13 protein-coding genes are annotated in these 14,328 nt (G+C 66.1%); 7 read left to right on the top strand and 6 right to left on the bottom strand.

Annotation, left to right across the window (positions count from 1 at the left end):
• Positions 1 to 8: 8 nt before the first annotated feature.
• The 4 genes from IB255_RS30035 (at position 9) to IB255_RS30050 (ending at position 4,768) form a co-directional block, all read left to right on the top strand.
• Positions 9 to 518: a sigma-70 family RNA polymerase sigma factor gene (locus IB255_RS30035; protein ID WP_192211264.1), complete on the top strand. Its 510-nt coding sequence runs from the start codon at positions 9 to 11 to the stop codon at positions 516 to 518.
• Positions 515 to 1,510 (top strand): FecR domain-containing protein, encoded by a 996-nt coding sequence (locus tag IB255_RS30040; protein WP_192211265.1) that lies wholly within the window; start codon positions 515 to 517, stop codon positions 1,508 to 1,510. The genes IB255_RS30035 and IB255_RS30040 overlap by 4 nt, the downstream gene beginning before the upstream one ends.
• Before the next feature lie 134 nt (positions 1,511 to 1,644).
• The gene (locus IB255_RS30045; protein WP_192211266.1) at positions 1,645 to 4,143 is read left to right on the top strand and encodes a TonB-dependent siderophore receptor; all 2,499 of its coding nucleotides are present in this window, start codon (positions 1,645 to 1,647) and stop codon (positions 4,141 to 4,143) included.
• A gap of 139 nt (positions 4,144 to 4,282) precedes the next feature.
• Complete coding sequence (locus tag IB255_RS30050) at positions 4,283 to 4,768, top strand: DUF2165 family protein (protein WP_081518430.1); 486 nt, start codon at positions 4,283 to 4,285, stop codon at positions 4,766 to 4,768.
• A 12-nt stretch (positions 4,769 to 4,780) separates the two neighbouring features.
• Here IB255_RS30050 and IB255_RS30055 read toward each other — a convergent pair whose 3' ends face one another.
• Entirely contained in the window at positions 4,781 to 5,941 is a 1,161-nt protein-coding gene (locus tag IB255_RS30055) for a GGDEF domain-containing protein (RefSeq protein WP_192211267.1), read from the bottom strand.
• A gap of 300 nt (positions 5,942 to 6,241) precedes the next feature.
• Here IB255_RS30055 and IB255_RS30060 point away from each other — a divergent pair, with 300 nt between their 5' ends.
• Positions 6,242 to 7,294, top strand: a complete 1,053-nt coding sequence (locus tag IB255_RS30060; protein ID WP_151187522.1) for a DUF2235 domain-containing protein — start codon at positions 6,242 to 6,244, stop codon at positions 7,292 to 7,294.
• Positions 7,295 to 7,321: 27 nt separating this feature from the next.
• On the opposite strand, the gene IB255_RS30065 is transcribed toward IB255_RS30060, so the two are convergent.
• The 4 genes from IB255_RS30065 to IB255_RS30080 form a co-directional block, all read right to left on the bottom strand.
• Entirely contained in the window at positions 7,322 to 8,065 is a 744-nt protein-coding gene (locus IB255_RS30065; protein WP_192211268.1) for a class I SAM-dependent DNA methyltransferase, read from the bottom strand.
• Between the two features lie 135 nt (positions 8,066 to 8,200).
• On the bottom strand, positions 8,201 to 9,124 hold the full coding sequence (locus IB255_RS30070; RefSeq protein WP_151187520.1) for an MBL fold metallo-hydrolase: 924 nt from the start codon (positions 9,122 to 9,124) through the stop codon (positions 8,201 to 8,203).
• A gap of 84 nt (positions 9,125 to 9,208) precedes the next feature.
• A complete protein-coding gene (locus IB255_RS30075; RefSeq protein ID WP_081518425.1) occupies positions 9,209 to 10,411 on the bottom strand; it encodes an NAD(P)/FAD-dependent oxidoreductase in 1,203 nt (400 codons plus the stop codon).
• Positions 10,412 to 10,698: 287 nt separating this feature from the next.
• Positions 10,699 to 11,088, bottom strand: a complete 390-nt coding sequence (locus IB255_RS30080) for a response regulator transcription factor (RefSeq protein WP_167523207.1) — start codon at positions 11,086 to 11,088, stop codon at positions 10,699 to 10,701.
• Positions 11,089 to 11,414: 326 nt separating this feature from the next.
• On the opposite strand from IB255_RS30080, the gene IB255_RS30085 reads away from it, so the two are divergent.
• Positions 11,415 to 12,350: a LysR family transcriptional regulator gene (locus IB255_RS30085; protein ID WP_192211269.1), complete on the top strand. Its 936-nt coding sequence runs from the start codon at positions 11,415 to 11,417 to the stop codon at positions 12,348 to 12,350.
• A 7-nt stretch (positions 12,351 to 12,357) separates the two neighbouring features.
• Here IB255_RS30085 and IB255_RS30090 read toward each other — a convergent pair whose 3' ends face one another.
• Positions 12,358 to 13,371 (bottom strand): GlxA family transcriptional regulator, encoded by a 1,014-nt coding sequence (locus IB255_RS30090; protein ID WP_192211270.1) that lies wholly within the window; start codon positions 13,369 to 13,371, stop codon positions 12,358 to 12,360.
• A 272-nt stretch (positions 13,372 to 13,643) separates the two neighbouring features.
• Here IB255_RS30090 and IB255_RS30095 point away from each other — a divergent pair, with 272 nt between their 5' ends.
• Positions 13,644 to 14,306: a response regulator transcription factor gene (locus IB255_RS30095; protein ID WP_151187517.1), complete on the top strand. Its 663-nt coding sequence runs from the start codon at positions 13,644 to 13,646 to the stop codon at positions 14,304 to 14,306.
• The last annotated feature ends 22 nt before the right edge of the window (positions 14,307 to 14,328 follow it).

Here is a 14,328-nt window from a genome sequence, read left to right on the forward strand (position 1 = left end):
GGACGTTCATGGACAGCGAGCGGGCATTCGAAAGGGATGTTGAGCGGCTTTACATTGCCCACCATGGCTGGCTGAAAGGCTGGCTGCGTCGCCGCCTGGGCGAGCAAGCCGATGCCGAGGACCTGGCCCAGGACACCTTCGTGCGCGTGATGCGTTCGCGCAGCGCCATCGCCGACCTGCGCCAGCCGCTGGCCTACCTCGCCACCATCGCCAACAGCCTGCTGATCAACCGCTGGCGCCGCCAGGCGGTCGAGCGTGCCTATCTGGAAGCGCTGGCCGCGCGGCCTGAGGCGGTGGCCCCTTCGGAGGAAGAGCGCCTGCTGCTGATCGAAGCGCTGGTGGAGATCGACGAACTCCTGCAGGGCCTCGCGCCGCAAGTGCGGGAAATCTTCCTGATGTCGCAACTGGACGGCCTGACCTACCCGCAGATCGCCCTGCGCCTGGAGCTGAGCGTCAACCAGGTGCAGAAGGCGATGAGCAAGGCCTTCACCGCCTGCTACGCGTGCCGGTTCGAATGAGCGCCATGTCCCGCGACGGCGATTCCCGGCCGATTTCCGATGTCATCCGCGACCAGGCGATTGCCTGGTTCACCCTGGCTCAGTCGGGCTGCATGAGCGAGGCCGAGCAGCGCCAGTTGCTGCTCTGGCGTGAGGCCGACAGCGAGCACGAGCGTGCCTGGCAGCGCCTGAGCAGCATCCCGCTGGGCCTGCAGCGCCACGCCGGGCGGCTGGCCGACCCGCTGCTGCGGCAACTGGCCGGGCGCCGGCACTACGACGAAATGGACCGGCGCAAGGCGCTCAAGGTGCTGGTCGGCTTCGGCCTGCTCGGTGGCCTGGCCTGGCAGGGGCGCGATACGCCCTGGGTGCAGGGCGCCATGGCGGATTACCACACCGCAACCGGCGAACGTACGCAGCGCACGCTGCCTGATGGTACGCAGCTGTGGCTCAACACGGCCACGGCGGTCGATCTGCATTACACCGACCGCGTTCGTGAGCTGCGCCTGCGTTACGGCGAGATCGAGATTCTCACCGCCCGCGACAGCGCCGGGCGGCCGTTGCGGGTCGTCAGCGGCGACGCCGTGCTGCAACCGCTGGGCACGCGCTTTCGCGTCCGTCGCGAGAACGACGGGCGCGGCACTCTGCTGGCGGTGACCCAGGGCCGTGTAGCCGCCAGTTCCCTGGCCGGCGGCGAGGCGAGGGTGATCGAGGCTGGCTCGCAAGCCCGCATTGGCGCGGCCGGCGTCAGCGCTCCGCAGGCGCTGGATGTGAACGACGGCGCCTGGGTCGACGGCTACCTGGTGGCCGAGCGCATGCGCCTGGCGGACTTTCTCGCCGAGCTGGATCGCTATCGCCCCGGCCTGCTGCGCTGCGACCCCGCCGTTGCGGGCATTCGCCTGAGCGGCTCCTACCCGCTGGGCGACACCGACCAGGTGCTGGCGATGCTGCAGGACAGCCTGCCGGTGCGCATCCAGCGCCGCACGCGTTACTGGGTGACGGTGGGCCCGCGTTAAAGCGGTGAAGACCGCCAGATCGCGCCAATGAAAATAATTCTCGAAAAGTCGGCAGGTTTTTGTTTCTCGCTTGGCCTAGGGAGAAATCCCTGCTCGCACCTGCGGGCCAACAACGAGAAACGGACCCCCTGCCCATGACGCTTCACCCCATTACCCGCGCCCTGCGCCAGTCGCTTGGTCTGGCCCTGCTGTCCTGCTCCACGCTCACCCTGCTGCCGGCCATGCCGGTGCAGGCCGAATCCACCGCTACCCGCACCCAGCAGTACGCCATCCCCGCCGGCCCGCTGGACCAGGTGCTCGGCGAGTTCGGGCGCCGCGCCGGCATCCCGATCTCGGTGAATGCGGGCCTGACCGAAGGCAAGCGCAGTGGCGGGTTGAACGGAGAGTACGGCGTCGAGGACGGCTTCGCCCGCATCCTGTCGGGGACGAATCTGACGGTGCGGCGCCTGGACAACGGTGGCTACGGCCTGGTGCCGGCGCCGTCGGACGCGGTGCTGGAGATGGATGCCACCACCGTCTCCAGCCAACTGCTGGACCCGACCACCGAGGGCACCAACTCCTACAGCGCCCGCGCGGTGAGCATCGGCAAGGGCGCGCACAGCCTGCGCGAGACGCCGCAGTCGGTCACCGTCCTGACCCGCCGCTACATGGATGACCAGAACATCACCACCATCGATCAGGCGATGGAGAAGACGCCGGGAATCGCCGTGTACGAGTCGCCCATGGGCGGCAAGTATTTCTATTCCCGTGGCTTCATGATGCAGGGGCAGTACCAGTACGACGGCGTGCCGCTGGATGTCGGTGGCGAGTACGTGCAGGCCAACAGCTTTTCCGGGGACATGGCCTTCTACGATCGCGTTGAAGTACTCAAGGGCGCGGCGGGCATGATGAAGGGTTCGGGAAGCTCCACCGGCGGGGTGAACTTCGTCCGCAAGCGTGGCCAGGGTGTGCCGCAAACCAGGCTGTCGCTCTCGGCCGGCTCGTGGGACAACTATCGTGGCCAGGTGGATGTCGGTGGGCCGCTCAACGAGTCCGGTACGCTGCGCGGTCGCACCGTGGTGGCGTTGCAGGATCGCCAGTATTTCTACGATGTCGGCAAGCGCAACGACCAGATTCTCTATGGCGCGCTGGATTACGACGTCAGCCCCGACACGACGCTGGGCCTGGGCGTCGCCTACGAAAAGCTCGACGCGACGCCCTGCTGGCACGGCCTGCCGCGCTACAGCAATGGCAAGGACCTGAAGCTCAGTCGCTCGACCTGCCTGGGCGCATCCTGGAACAACTGGGAGAGCGAGCGCACCACGCTGTTCGCCGATCTGTCCCAGCAGCTGAATGAGGACTGGGCCTTCAAGTTCGCTGGCGTCTGGACGCACAACGACCAGAACATGAAATACGCTCTGTCCGAGACCTCAGGCGGCGTTGCGCCGGGCGCGACCTCGGCGCCTTCCTCGGTGTATTCCGGGCTGTTCGACTACGACCAGACCGACTATGGCTTCGATGCCTACCTGGATGGCAAATTCGATGCCTTCGGCCTGCAGCACGAACTGACAGTCGGCGCCAACGCCAGCCGCGCCAAGACCCATGACCGCTGGGCATTGATCAACATGTCGAGCCTCTTGGGCGCTACCCAGGACCCGTTCCACCCCAACCCGCACATTCCCGAGCCGGCGGATGATTTCTATGCCCCCAACTCCTACCGTGGCGGCCCGATTCCCACCGAGTCGGACACGAGGCAGTTCGGCACCTACGCCACCCTGCGCCTGAAGCTCGCCGAGCCGCTGACCTTCGTCCTTGGCTCGCGTGTCAGCTGGTATCGCAACAGCCGCGATTCCTACACCCAGGCCTGGGACTACTGGCAGCACGACCGCAGCCAGGAAAACGGCCAGGTCACGCCGTTTGCGGCGCTGATCTACGACCTCAACGACCAGTGGTCCGTCTACACCAGCTACGCGGATATCTTCCAGCCGCAGAGCACCTACACCGACGAGTCCGGCAGCCCGCTGCAACCCAAGACCGGGGCCAGCTACGAACTTGGTATCAAGGGGGAGTTGCTGGACGGCCGCGTCAACACGGCACTCAACCTCTTCCGCACGGTCGAGGAGCATCGCGCGGAAGCCAACTACGACACCACCTGCCTCGGCTCCTCCGACGGCTACTGCTACACCGACGTAGGCAAGGTCCGGGCGCAAGGCTTCGAGGCGGAAGTCAGTGGCGAGGTCATCGACCGGCTGCAACTGCTGGCCGGCTACACCTACACCCAGACCAAGTACCTCAACAGCGCTGAAGAAAACCCGCAGGAACCGACCTTCACCACCACCTATTTTCCGCGCCACCTGTTCCGCGCCTGGGCTGACTACCAGCTGGCCGGGGAACTGGATCGCTGGAACGTGGGCGCGGGTGTGACGGCCCAGAGCGACGTATCCGTGCGCAGTGGGAACGTCACGTCGGTGCAGTCGGACTACGCCATCTGGAATGGCCGCCTGGGCTATCGCATCGACGACCACTGGACCGTCGCGCTCAACGGCAACAACCTGTTCGACAAGAAGTACTACCAGAGCGTGGGGGCCGTTTCCTGGGGCAACTTCTACGGCGAGCCGCGCAACTTCATGGTCACGCTGCAGGGTGCTTTCTGACGCGGGGGCTGAACCCGGGTCATGCGCTGTATTGACCTCAACCTAGGTTGAGGTCCTAGAGTCCGTCCGGGCCTGCCTGCCGCCGCTGTTTCCGGCGGCGGGCCGGCGCATTCGGCACATGACCGCACAAGGACCCGGTATGGACACCCACACTTCACTGATGATTTTCCAGGCCACCTGCTTCCTGGGTTTCAGTCTCTGGCTGAGCATCGCACTGATCAACAACCTGCACGCCTTCTCCAGCTCGGTCGCAGCGGTCGGCGCGACCATGGCGATGGCGCCGCTGCGCCAGCCTCCCGCCATCGACTTCCCCTTGCTCGCGCGCGCACTGGCCTCGCCGGCGCTGCATCGCCTGGCGCTGATCGTCGTCGTCCTGCTGCAGGCGGTTGCGGTGCTGGCTGCCTGGGCTGGCTGCTACGAGCTGCTGCTGGGCGACGGCGTCGACGCCGCCAGGCCCTGGCTGAACCTCGGCCTCAGCGCGGCGCTGGCCTTCCTCTTCGCTATGCTGCTGGGCGGCCTCTGGTTCGGCTACTGGATCCGCCAGGAGGGGCTGCAGCTGACGCACCTGGTGCTGGTCGTCTGGGTGCTGCTGAACTTTCTCGTCCTCAACCTTCGCTGGAACTAGCCGGGACGGCTGCTACGCGAAAGCCCCCTCGACGCGATTGCGCCCGGCAGTCTTGCCACGGTAGAGCGCGCGGTCAGCCTGCTGCAGGTACTCGTCGAGCGCCTGCGTGCCGGTGAAGGCTTCCGAGACGCCGATGGTGGCGGTGCAGCGGATCGGCTGGTCCGGCGTCGCGCCCGGTACTTCGCTTTTTTCGATGGCCGCGCGGGCGCGTTCGGCCAGTTGCAGGGCGCCTGTCCTGTCCATGTCCAGGCCGACGAGGACGAACTCCTCGCCGCCCAGCCGGCACGTCAGGTCGCCTTTGCGAGCGGTGGCCTTGAGCACCTGGGCCACATGAGACAGCACGAGATCGCCGACCTTGTGGCCGTGGTTGTCGTTGATCTGCTTGAAGTGATCGATGTCCACGATCAGCAGGTAGGCAGGCCCGGCGTTGCGGGAGCGGAAGTGCGCTTCCAGCCCCTCGACCAGCCCGCGGCGGTTCAGTAATTGCGTCAGCGGGTCATGGGCGGCCATGGTGCGCAGCTCATCCGTCAGGCGCCGCAGCACCAGCCAGACGGCGCAGGGCGGCAGCACGGTGCCGAGGAATGACATGTAGAGGTAGAAGACTTTCTGGAAGCCGCTGTTCATGTCCAGCGCCGCCAGCCCGTCTTGGAGGATCATCACGAACTTCGCGGCGTTCAGCGCACAGATGCCGCCAATCAGTACGGCGAACACGATCATCTCGACGCGCAGGTCCCGGGCGACGTTCTGCCGGGCATAGAGCACTGCCACGGCCATGCCCAGGAACAGCAGGGCGCACGAGCCCGCCAGCAGCGCGTGCCGCGCTTCGCTTCCGAGGGTGGATTGCACCGTGAGCTGCAGCGCCGTGTAGAGGGCAGCCAGCGTGAGCAATGGCCGCCACACGGCGGTCGGTCGATCGAAGAAGCGCAGGGCGCCAAGGACGTAGGCGACAGGGGCGCAGAGGGTCATCGTGTGGTTGACGACACTCATCGCCCCCCAGTGCGCCGGGCCGCCGAGCAACTGCAGGATGTAGGCGAGCCCCAGCAGGAAATTGCCCAGGGCGAAGACTTCCATGCCCATTTTCTTGCCGTTCAGCCGGGTGCTGATCAGCAGGAACATGACGCTGAAACAAAGCAGGTGCACGCAGAGCATGCTGAGGATGACAGTGGTGACCATGGGTTCGCGTCAGTGAAGGCGTAGCAAAGGGAGCCGGGCAGCGGAGCTGTGGCGGGCGCGGACCCGGCACTCCAGGCCGCCTCTGGCGTACTCGGCGGAGTCGTTCGGGGCCAGGGCACCTAACCATATGTGTAGCGGGAAGGCAATCCGCCAGCACGGTATGCCAATGGAGGTGGTTCTCACGAGTCTGTCGACAGTCCGGACCGGGGGCTACAGTTCACTGTCGAGGGCGATACCGGGGGATGGGCCAGGAACCGGGACGTTCCGAGCAGTCAGAGCCACTGACCCTGGAGAAAGGGCATGCCCAAGAAAATCATCATTTCCTTTGACGGGACCTGGAATACCCCGGACGCGAAGTCCGAGATCAAGGGCAGTAAAAGTACCAACGTCTGGAAGCTGCATGCTTCCATCCTTCCCGCGGACAGCAACGGCACCCAGCAGGCCAAGTGGTACGACAAGGGCGTCGGCACCGCGTGGTACGACCGCCTGGCCGGCGGGGCATTCGGCGTGGGGCTTTCAGAGAATATCCTCGACGGCTACCGGCAACTGGTCAGTACCTACGAGGCCGGCGATCAGGTCTATGTGTTCGGCTTCAGCCGGGGCGCCTACACGGCCCGCAGCCTGGTGGGGCTGATCCGGAACGCCGGGCTGCTCAAGCCCGAGCACATCAACCTGACGAACGAGGCCTACGGGCTCTACCGCACCCGCGACGAGGGCGCCGACTCCGAGCGCGCCAGGCTGTTCAGGGGCAGCTTCTCGCGGGAGATCACCATCCACATGCTCGGCATCTGGGACACCGTGGGCGCGCTGGGCGTGCCGCTGGAGTCGTTCGACTGGTTCAACAAGGCCTACTACGAATTCCATGACACCGAGCTCAGCTCGATCGTGCACAACGCCTTCCACGCATTGGCCATCGACGAGTGGCGCAAGAATTACCAGTGCACGCTGTGGGACCCCAAGAGCAAGCCCAACCAGCGGGTGGAACAGGTGTGGTTCTCCGGCGCCCATGCCAACGTCGGCGGCGGCTATGCGGACAACAGCCTGTCGGATATCGCGCTGGTGTGGATGATCAACAAGGCCATCGAGTGCGGGCTGGCGGTGGACACCGGCAAGACCCCGAGCCTGCCCACCACGACCCTCCCCATCACCAACTCCTACAAGGAGTTCCTCGGCGGCGCCTACAGCCAGTTCACCCAGCCGCATTACCGGGATATCGGCAACACCTCGTTCGGCCAGGAGGCGATCGACCCGAGCGTGGAGGAACGCCTCAAGCACGACGCCCAGTACAAGCCGAAGAACACCGTGGGTGGACATCTCACCGGCAATTTCACGCCGGTGGGCAAGATTCGCTGAGGGAGAGGGCGTACCGGGAGGGTCGCCTCAGCGCTTTACGCAGACGAACAATGCGTTGCCCGAGGTGCCCTCCCAGGGCGTGATGCGCTCGTAGTCGTGCTCGAAGACCTGCACCTCGAAGAGCGGCTCCAGCAGGTGCTGCAGCTCGGCGAAAGTCAGGGCGACCATGGCGTGTTCGTCCTGCCAGGCCTGGGTCTCGCCGGCGCTGGTCTTCTCGATGCTCAGGCGTAGCGCCTGGCGCTCGCCCGCGCCGCCGTAGTACCAGCCCGAGCCGAAGATGAACTGGCTACCCTCGTGGTCGACCGAGTGGCGCACGAAGGAGCTGTTGTCGATCAGCGCCTTGTCCACGCTGTTGAAGCAGAACACGCCGCCGTCCGCCAGTGCCTGGTGCACGCTCGCCAGGCACGCCTGCAGCTCTGCCACGCCGGGGTTGTAGTGGATCGAGTAGAGGAAGCAGGTGATCAGGTCCAGCGGCTCGTCGACGCGGAAACTCGCCATGTCGTGGCAGCTGAAGCTTGCCTCGGGGCAGCGTTGCTGGGCGATGTCCAGCATCGGCTGGTTGATGTCCAGCCCGGCGCTCTGGTAGCCGAAGTCGAGGAAGTGGCGCACGTGCGGCCCGGTCCCGCAGGCGAGGTCCAGGTGCCGGCGCCCCTGGTTGCCGAACAACCGGTGCAGGCGGCGCACGCAGTGGCTCTGCGCCTGGTAGTCGATGTCGGCGCACATCAGGTCGTAGTAGGAGGACAGGTCGGTGTACAGCGCGTTGGAGGACATAGGCAGCCAGACAGGGAGTTCGCCGGAGGTTTCGGCGCGGCATGGTACATCAGCCGTGGGTCTTCTCCGCTGAAATCGGACTGACGCGAAAGCCCCGTCCCGCACGAGCGGGGCGGGGCTGTCCGGCGCTGGCTGTCAGTAATCCCAGAAGCCGGCGATCCAGCGGAAGGCTTCACCGTCGATGGCCACGCGCCCCACCGAGGGGAAGGGCAGGTGGGTGGCGACGAACAGTTCGCCACTGGCCGCCGCCTCGCGCAGCAGGCGCACCCGCACGTGGACCGACTCTTCCGGGTCGTGTTCGAAGCCGTTGTGCCATTCCGGATGGTCGAAGGCCACCGGGAACAGTGCATCACCGGCAAAGGTCAGGCGCTCGCCGGCAGAGTCGACGTAGACGATGCAGTGGCCGGGGGTGTGGCCGCCGGTGAGCTTCGCCACCACGCCCGGCGCTACCTGGAGCTCGTCCTCGAAGATGTGCAGGCGGCTCTCGTAGTGGGCCATGAACTCGTTGGCGGTGCGCCGCAGGACGTCCGGTACCGGCTGCGGCATCTCGGTCAGGCTGAAGTCGGGGATCTTCCAGAAATCGACTTCGGTGGCCGTGACGTGGATACGCACCTCGGGGCTCAGGCCGTTCTTCACGGTGTCGGTGAGCAGCCCGCCGATGTGGTCCATGTGCATGTGGGTGATCACGATATCGGTGATCGACGACAGCTCGATGCCGGCATCCTTCAGGCGCTTGGGGAACTGCCCGGCGCGGGGGAAACCGGGGAACTGGTTGCCCAGGCCGGCGTCGACCAGGATGGTCTGCTCACCGCTGCGCACCACCAGCACGTTCAGTGCCCAGTCGAACATGTCCGGGCCCAGGTACATTTCCTTGAACCACGCCGCGCGCTCTTCCGGCGTGGCGTTGGTCGACATGGTTTCGGTCGGCAGCGGCAGCACGCCATCGCTGACCACCAGCACGTCGATCTCGCCCACGCGCAAGGCGTAGCGCGAAGGCACCAGTTCCTGGGCCGGGGTGGTGGCATCGGGCTGGGCGAAGGTATTCAGGTGCATGGTCATGGTGGTTCTCCTGTTGCTTGTTAGGTCGAGTCCATCAGGCGAGTGGCACTCCCTCGGAGCGAGGGAGTGCGGGCAGAGCAGCGATCAGGCCACCGGGATCAGCGGGTCGGCGGCGGCCAGGGCGGCGCGGCGGTCGGCGGCCGGCGGGTAGATCCAGACAGTGTTGATCTGCGTCTTGAGTTCCTTGGCCTCGGCCTTCACCAGCTTCAGCTGGCGGTCCCAGCCTTCGGTGTACACGGCGCCCCAGGCGCCCAGGTCGAGGCAGGTGACGTACTTGGGCTGGCGGTACTGGGTCGGGGCGACGCCCAGCAGGTCGGCGGCGGCGTTGTTGCCGGCGTGGCGTCCGAGGCTGATGGCGTGCTGGCAGGACATCGCGGCGAAGTTGCCGATGTCGTCGGTGGCGGCGTAGGCGACGTCGCCGGCGGCGAAGACGTTCTGCAGTCCGCGCACCTTGAGGTTGCCGTCCACGTGCAGGCGGCCCTGGCCGTCACGTTGGGCAGTCAGCTGTTCGGTCAACGGGCTGGCGCGGAAACCCACCGTCCAGATCACCGTGTGGCTCTCGATGTGGCGGCCGTCGGCGAGGGTCACGCCGTTGGCGTCCACGGAGGCGACCGTGGCGCCGGTGATCCATTCGATGCCCAGGCTGTCGGAGGCCTCGATGATCGATGGGCGGATGCCTTCGCCCATCACCGCGCCGATGCGCTCGCCGCGATCGACGATGACCACGCGGACGTCCTGGTCCTCACCCAGTACCGCACGCAGGCGGGCCGGCATTTCGGTACCGGTCTCGATACCGGTGAAGCCGCCGCCGGCGATCACCACGGTGTTGCGTGCGCGGCTGGCCGGCTGGTTGCGCAGCGACATCAGGTGGCTTTCCAGGTGCGCCGCCGATTCGATCTGGTCGACGTCGAAGGCATGTTCCTTCAGGCCCGGCACCGGCGGGCGGGACAGCTGGCTGCCGCTGGCCAGTACCAGGCGGTCGTAGCTCAGCTCGCCAGTGCGGCCGGTTTCGTCGCGGTAGCCGACCTTGCGGGACTGCTCGTCGATGCTCTCGGCGGTGCCCTTGACGAAGCGCACGCCCACGGCCTCGAACAGCTCGGTCAGCGGAGCGAACATGCTGTGCACATCGGGCTCGTAGAAGCGCGGGCGGATGCGCAGTTCGGCCTGCGGCGCGAGCAGGGTGATCTCCACATCGTTGTTGCCGTGCATGTCCAGCAGGCGGGCGGCGCTCAGAGCGCTCCACAGTCCACCGAAGCCCGCGCCAATAACCAGAAGTTGCTGTTTCATCATGTGCTCCTGACTCGAATGGATGAATTGCCTTGAAGTCACTGCTTCAAGTTCGGCGTGACGCTGACGGGTAGTTGCAAACTTCGGTTTGCGTTGTTCCGTCTGCAGTCGTCCGCTGTGAATCCATGCTAGGGAGGAGAACTTCCGGGCGCACTTCTACATCGGTGTGCGGGAATTACGCATGTGTGGAAGAGAACTATACGAAGGTATCGAGGGGGAGCCGCGCGAAGTACTTTGCAGGGCAGTAATCAGGGGGTGGGCAGTAACTTGGCGGGGGAGTTGCGCGTTCAGGATTTCAGCAGCAGGGCAGTCTCGATGCAGTCCAGCAATTGTTCGGCTTCGAACGGCTTGGGCAGGCAGGCGATCACGCCAGGCATGTCCGTGCTGATGCGCGGCCGCTCGCCGGGGTAGGCGGTCATGAAGATCACCGGAAGGTCCAGGCCACGGCTGCGCAGCGCTTCATAGAGTTCCACGCCGCACATGCCCGGCATCTGGATATCGGAGATCAGGCAGCTGGCCAGTTCCGGGCCGTCGGAGCCCAGGAACTCGCGGGCTCCGCCATAGGTGCGCGCCAGGTAGCCGGTGGCGCGCAGCAGGCCTTCCAGCGCGGTGCGAAGGGATTCATCGTCGTCGACTACTGCAATGACAGCCTTGTTGCGCATTTGCGTCTTTTGCATCCTCTGGGGCGCTCGTGGCGGCGCCTGCCGTACTTGCAAGATACGCCCTCGGACAAGGTGGAGAAGTATACCTAGGTATAGTCGGGCAACACCTGGGTATGGATATTCCGGCTGGCAGTCTGATCTCGATGATATTTGCGTCGACAAGTTTGTCGGAGCAATACCCAGGTATCGGTCCGGATAACCAACGGATGGTGATAGTGCACCCATGTACAACTGACTCAGCGGTTACGCCTGAATAATCTGCAATCACATCGCAAGCCTGGAGAAGTGAACGGGCCCAGCGAAAGGCTGTTCGAGAGCAACTTCACCAGGCGGGCTAACCCATGAACAGAAATGACCTGCGGCATGCCGATATCAACTTGCTGGTTGTCTTCGAAACCATGATGCGCGAGCGCAACGTGACCCGGGCGGGTGAACGCCTGTTCCTCTGCCAGACCACCGTCAGCAGTGCGCTGAACCGCTTGCGGACGATGTTCGACGACCCGCTGTTCATCCGCAGCGGGCGGGCGATGGAGCCCACCGCGCGGGCCGAGGAAATCCACGTGCGCCTGGGGCCTGCCCTGGAAGGTATCGCGCTGGCCCTGAGCTGCGCGCGGGAGTTCGACCCGCGCACCAGCGAAGAGACCTTCCACGTCGGGCTGTGCGATGAAGTCGAGTACGCGTTGTTGCCCCGGCTGATGCAGCAACTGCGCGCCGAAGCGCCGAACATCACCCTGGTGGTGCGCCGGGTGGACTCCTGGCAGCTGCCGCAACTGCTCGTCGCCGGGGACATCTCCCTGGGCATCGGCCAGGCCCAGGAGCTGCCGGCCAGCGCCCATTGCCGCAGCCTGCGCCCGGTGCAGCCGATGCTGCTGCGCGCGGATTCGGCGGCCGGGCCGGTGAGTCTCGACGAGTTCTGCCGCCGGCCCCATGTGGCGGTGTCCGCGCTGGGCAAGGTGACCGACGACGTCGACCGCGCGCTGGCGCGTCATGACCGGCAGCGCCGGGTGGTGCTGGCAGTGCCGCAGTTCAGCGCCTTGCCGGCGCTGCTGGCCGGTAGCGACATGCTCGCGATTGTGCCCGACTACGTGGCCCAGGCGATGGCGCGGGTGGAAGGCCTGCGTGCCGAGTACGCGCCGCTGCCGCTGTCGAGCCCGGACCTTTCCATGGCCTGGCGCGGCACCAGCCATGCCGACCCGCGTGAACGCTGGCTGCGTGGCTGCTTTGCCCGCTACCTGGAGCAGCAGCCGGAACGTTCGCTGGCGCTGGCCGTGGCTTGAGCGAGGCTCAGCGGCTGAAGCGGCTGCGGTAGTCGCGCGGGGAGATCGACAGGTGGCGCTGGAAGGTGCTGCGCAGCCGTTCCTCGTCGCTGAAACCGCAGGCGCGGGCGATCTGCCCGATGTTGCGCGAGGAGTTTTCCAGCAGGCGTTTCGCCGCTTCCAGGCGGAACAGTTCGATGGCTTTGGCCGGTGTGCGCCCGGTGCGTTCCTTGTACACGCGGGAGAAGTTGCGCAGGCTCATCTTCGCCTGCTCGGCGAGGCGTTCCACGGTCAGTTCCGGATCCCCCAGATTCTCCGCCAGCCACAGGTGCAGCTCGTCGAAGGCCGGGCTGTCCTGGGTCTGCAATTGCAGCAGGGTGCTGTACTGCGCCTGCCCGCCGGGGCGCTTGAGGTAGACCACCAGCTCGCGCGCCGCCTGCATGCTGACCTCGCGGCCGCAGTCGGCTTCCACCAGCGCCAGTGCGAGGTCGATGCCGGCGGTGACCCCTGCCGAAGTCCAGACCGCGCCCTGCTGGATGAAGATTGCGTCGGCGTCCACCTCCAGGGCCGGGAAGCGCTGTTGCAGGGTGTCGCACAGGGCCCAGTGGGTCGCCGCACGGCAGCCGTCGAGCAGCCCGGCCTTGGCCAGCAGGAAGGCGCCGCTGCACACGGAGGCCACCCGCCGCACTTTGGGCCCCGCGTGGCTCAGCCAGGCGGCCAGTTCACCGTGGCTGTCGAGGGTTTCGCCGATCTCCGGGGCGCCCGGGACGACCAGGGTGTCGACCTCGGCGAGGTCGAGTTCTGCCAGCGCGCTGGTGTCCACCGACAGTCCCTCGACGGTGCTCACCAGCCCGCCGCGCAGGCTTGCCGTCAGCAAGTGATAGCCGGGAAGGCCGCGCTGGGCCAATGCCTTGCTGGCGGCCCAGAACACGGTCTGGGCGCCGCTCAGGTCGAGCAGGCCCATCTGCGGGTAGGCGACGAAGGCGACGGTGATCGGCGTCGTTGCGGGGAGCGGGTAAGGAGGAGTGGAGGCACTTGCCATCGGGGTTCTGCCTGTTCGAGTGGCCGGGTTTCAGCGTTGCGCAGGTGTGGCCGATATTCAGGGGTTTCTGGCCTGGCGGCGCTTCGCTTGGCCAGGCTAGCCTTGCTCGCAGCAGCGTCATGGCGTACGCCATGGTGCGCGTTATGGCCAATATCCCGAAGGTACTGTTCCGGCCCCATGACCATTGGGCTGGCATTTTGCCGCGGGCCCCATCATGGACTAGATTTTTTGACCTGCACACCGCGAGTGTCGCGGTCCCCCAAGGAGGCAAGATGAGCTCGTCGGCGCATTCCAATCCGCCGCAAGGCCCGAAGGAGCCGGTGGTCTATGTGGTCGATGACGACGAGTCCATGCGCCTCGCCCTCGATGGCCTGCTGCGCTCCATCGGCCTGCAGGTGCAGACCTTCGATTCCACCCAGGCCTTTCTGTCCTTTGCCCGGCGTGACGTTCCCAGCTGCCTGGTTCTCGACGTGCGCCTGCGCGGCGAGAGCGGCCTGGCGTTCCAGGAGCAGATGGAGAAGAGCGGGGTGCGCATGCCCATCGTGTTCATGACCGGCCACGGCGATATCGCCATGACGGTCAAGGCCATGAAGGCCGGCGCCGTGGACTTCCTCGCCAAGCCCTTCCGCGACCAGGACATGCTCGACGCAGTGGCCAGCGCCCTGGCCCGCGATGGCGAGCGGTTGCAGGCCGAGCAGTCCGGCGCGGCGCTGCGCCAGGCGTTCGAGGCGCTGACCCTGCGCGAGCGCGAAGTGCTGCGCTTCGTCGTCGCGGGGTTGATGAACAAGCAGATCGCCGCCGAGCTCAACCTCAGCGAAGTGACCGTGAAGGTGCACCGTGGCCAGGTGATGAAGAAGCTGGCCGCGCGCTCGGTCGCCGATCTGGTGCGCATGGCCGAGGCGTTGGGCGTCGAGCCGTTGCAGCGGACGACCTGAAGGCCGTCTGCAATACAGTCGC

This window comes from Pseudomonas sp. PDM22, assembly GCF_014851965.1.
In the GTDB taxonomy this organism is placed as follows: domain Bacteria; phylum Pseudomonadota; class Gammaproteobacteria; order Pseudomonadales; family Pseudomonadaceae; genus Pseudomonas.

Coding starts and splice junctions, on each gene's coding strand:
- IB255_RS30035 (WP_192211264.1), top strand. CDS start 9: ATGGACAGCGAGCGGGCATTCGAAAGGGATGTTGAGCGGCTTTACATT.
- IB255_RS30040 (WP_192211265.1), top strand. CDS start 515: ATGAGCGCCATGTCCCGCGACGGCGATTCCCGGCCGATTTCCGATGTC.
- IB255_RS30045 (WP_192211266.1), top strand. CDS start 1,645: ATGACGCTTCACCCCATTACCCGCGCCCTGCGCCAGTCGCTTGGTCTG.
- IB255_RS30050 (WP_081518430.1), top strand. CDS start 4,283: ATGGACACCCACACTTCACTGATGATTTTCCAGGCCACCTGCTTCCTG.
- IB255_RS30055 (WP_192211267.1), bottom strand. CDS start 5,941: ATGGTCACCACTGTCATCCTCAGCATGCTCTGCGTGCACCTGCTTTGT.
- IB255_RS30060 (WP_151187522.1), top strand. CDS start 6,242: ATGCCCAAGAAAATCATCATTTCCTTTGACGGGACCTGGAATACCCCG.
- IB255_RS30065 (WP_192211268.1), bottom strand. CDS start 8,065: ATGTCCTCCAACGCGCTGTACACCGACCTGTCCTCCTACTACGACCTG.
- IB255_RS30070 (WP_151187520.1), bottom strand. CDS start 9,124: ATGACCATGCACCTGAATACCTTCGCCCAGCCCGATGCCACCACCCCG.
- IB255_RS30075 (WP_081518425.1), bottom strand. CDS start 10,411: ATGAAACAGCAACTTCTGGTTATTGGCGCGGGCTTCGGTGGACTGTGG.
- IB255_RS30080 (WP_167523207.1), bottom strand. CDS start 11,088: ATGCAAAAGACGCAAATGCGCAACAAGGCTGTCATTGCAGTAGTCGAC.
- IB255_RS30085 (WP_192211269.1), top strand. CDS start 11,415: ATGAACAGAAATGACCTGCGGCATGCCGATATCAACTTGCTGGTTGTC.
- IB255_RS30090 (WP_192211270.1), bottom strand. CDS start 13,371: ATGGCAAGTGCCTCCACTCCTCCTTACCCGCTCCCCGCAACGACGCCG.
- IB255_RS30095 (WP_151187517.1), top strand. CDS start 13,644: ATGAGCTCGTCGGCGCATTCCAATCCGCCGCAAGGCCCGAAGGAGCCG.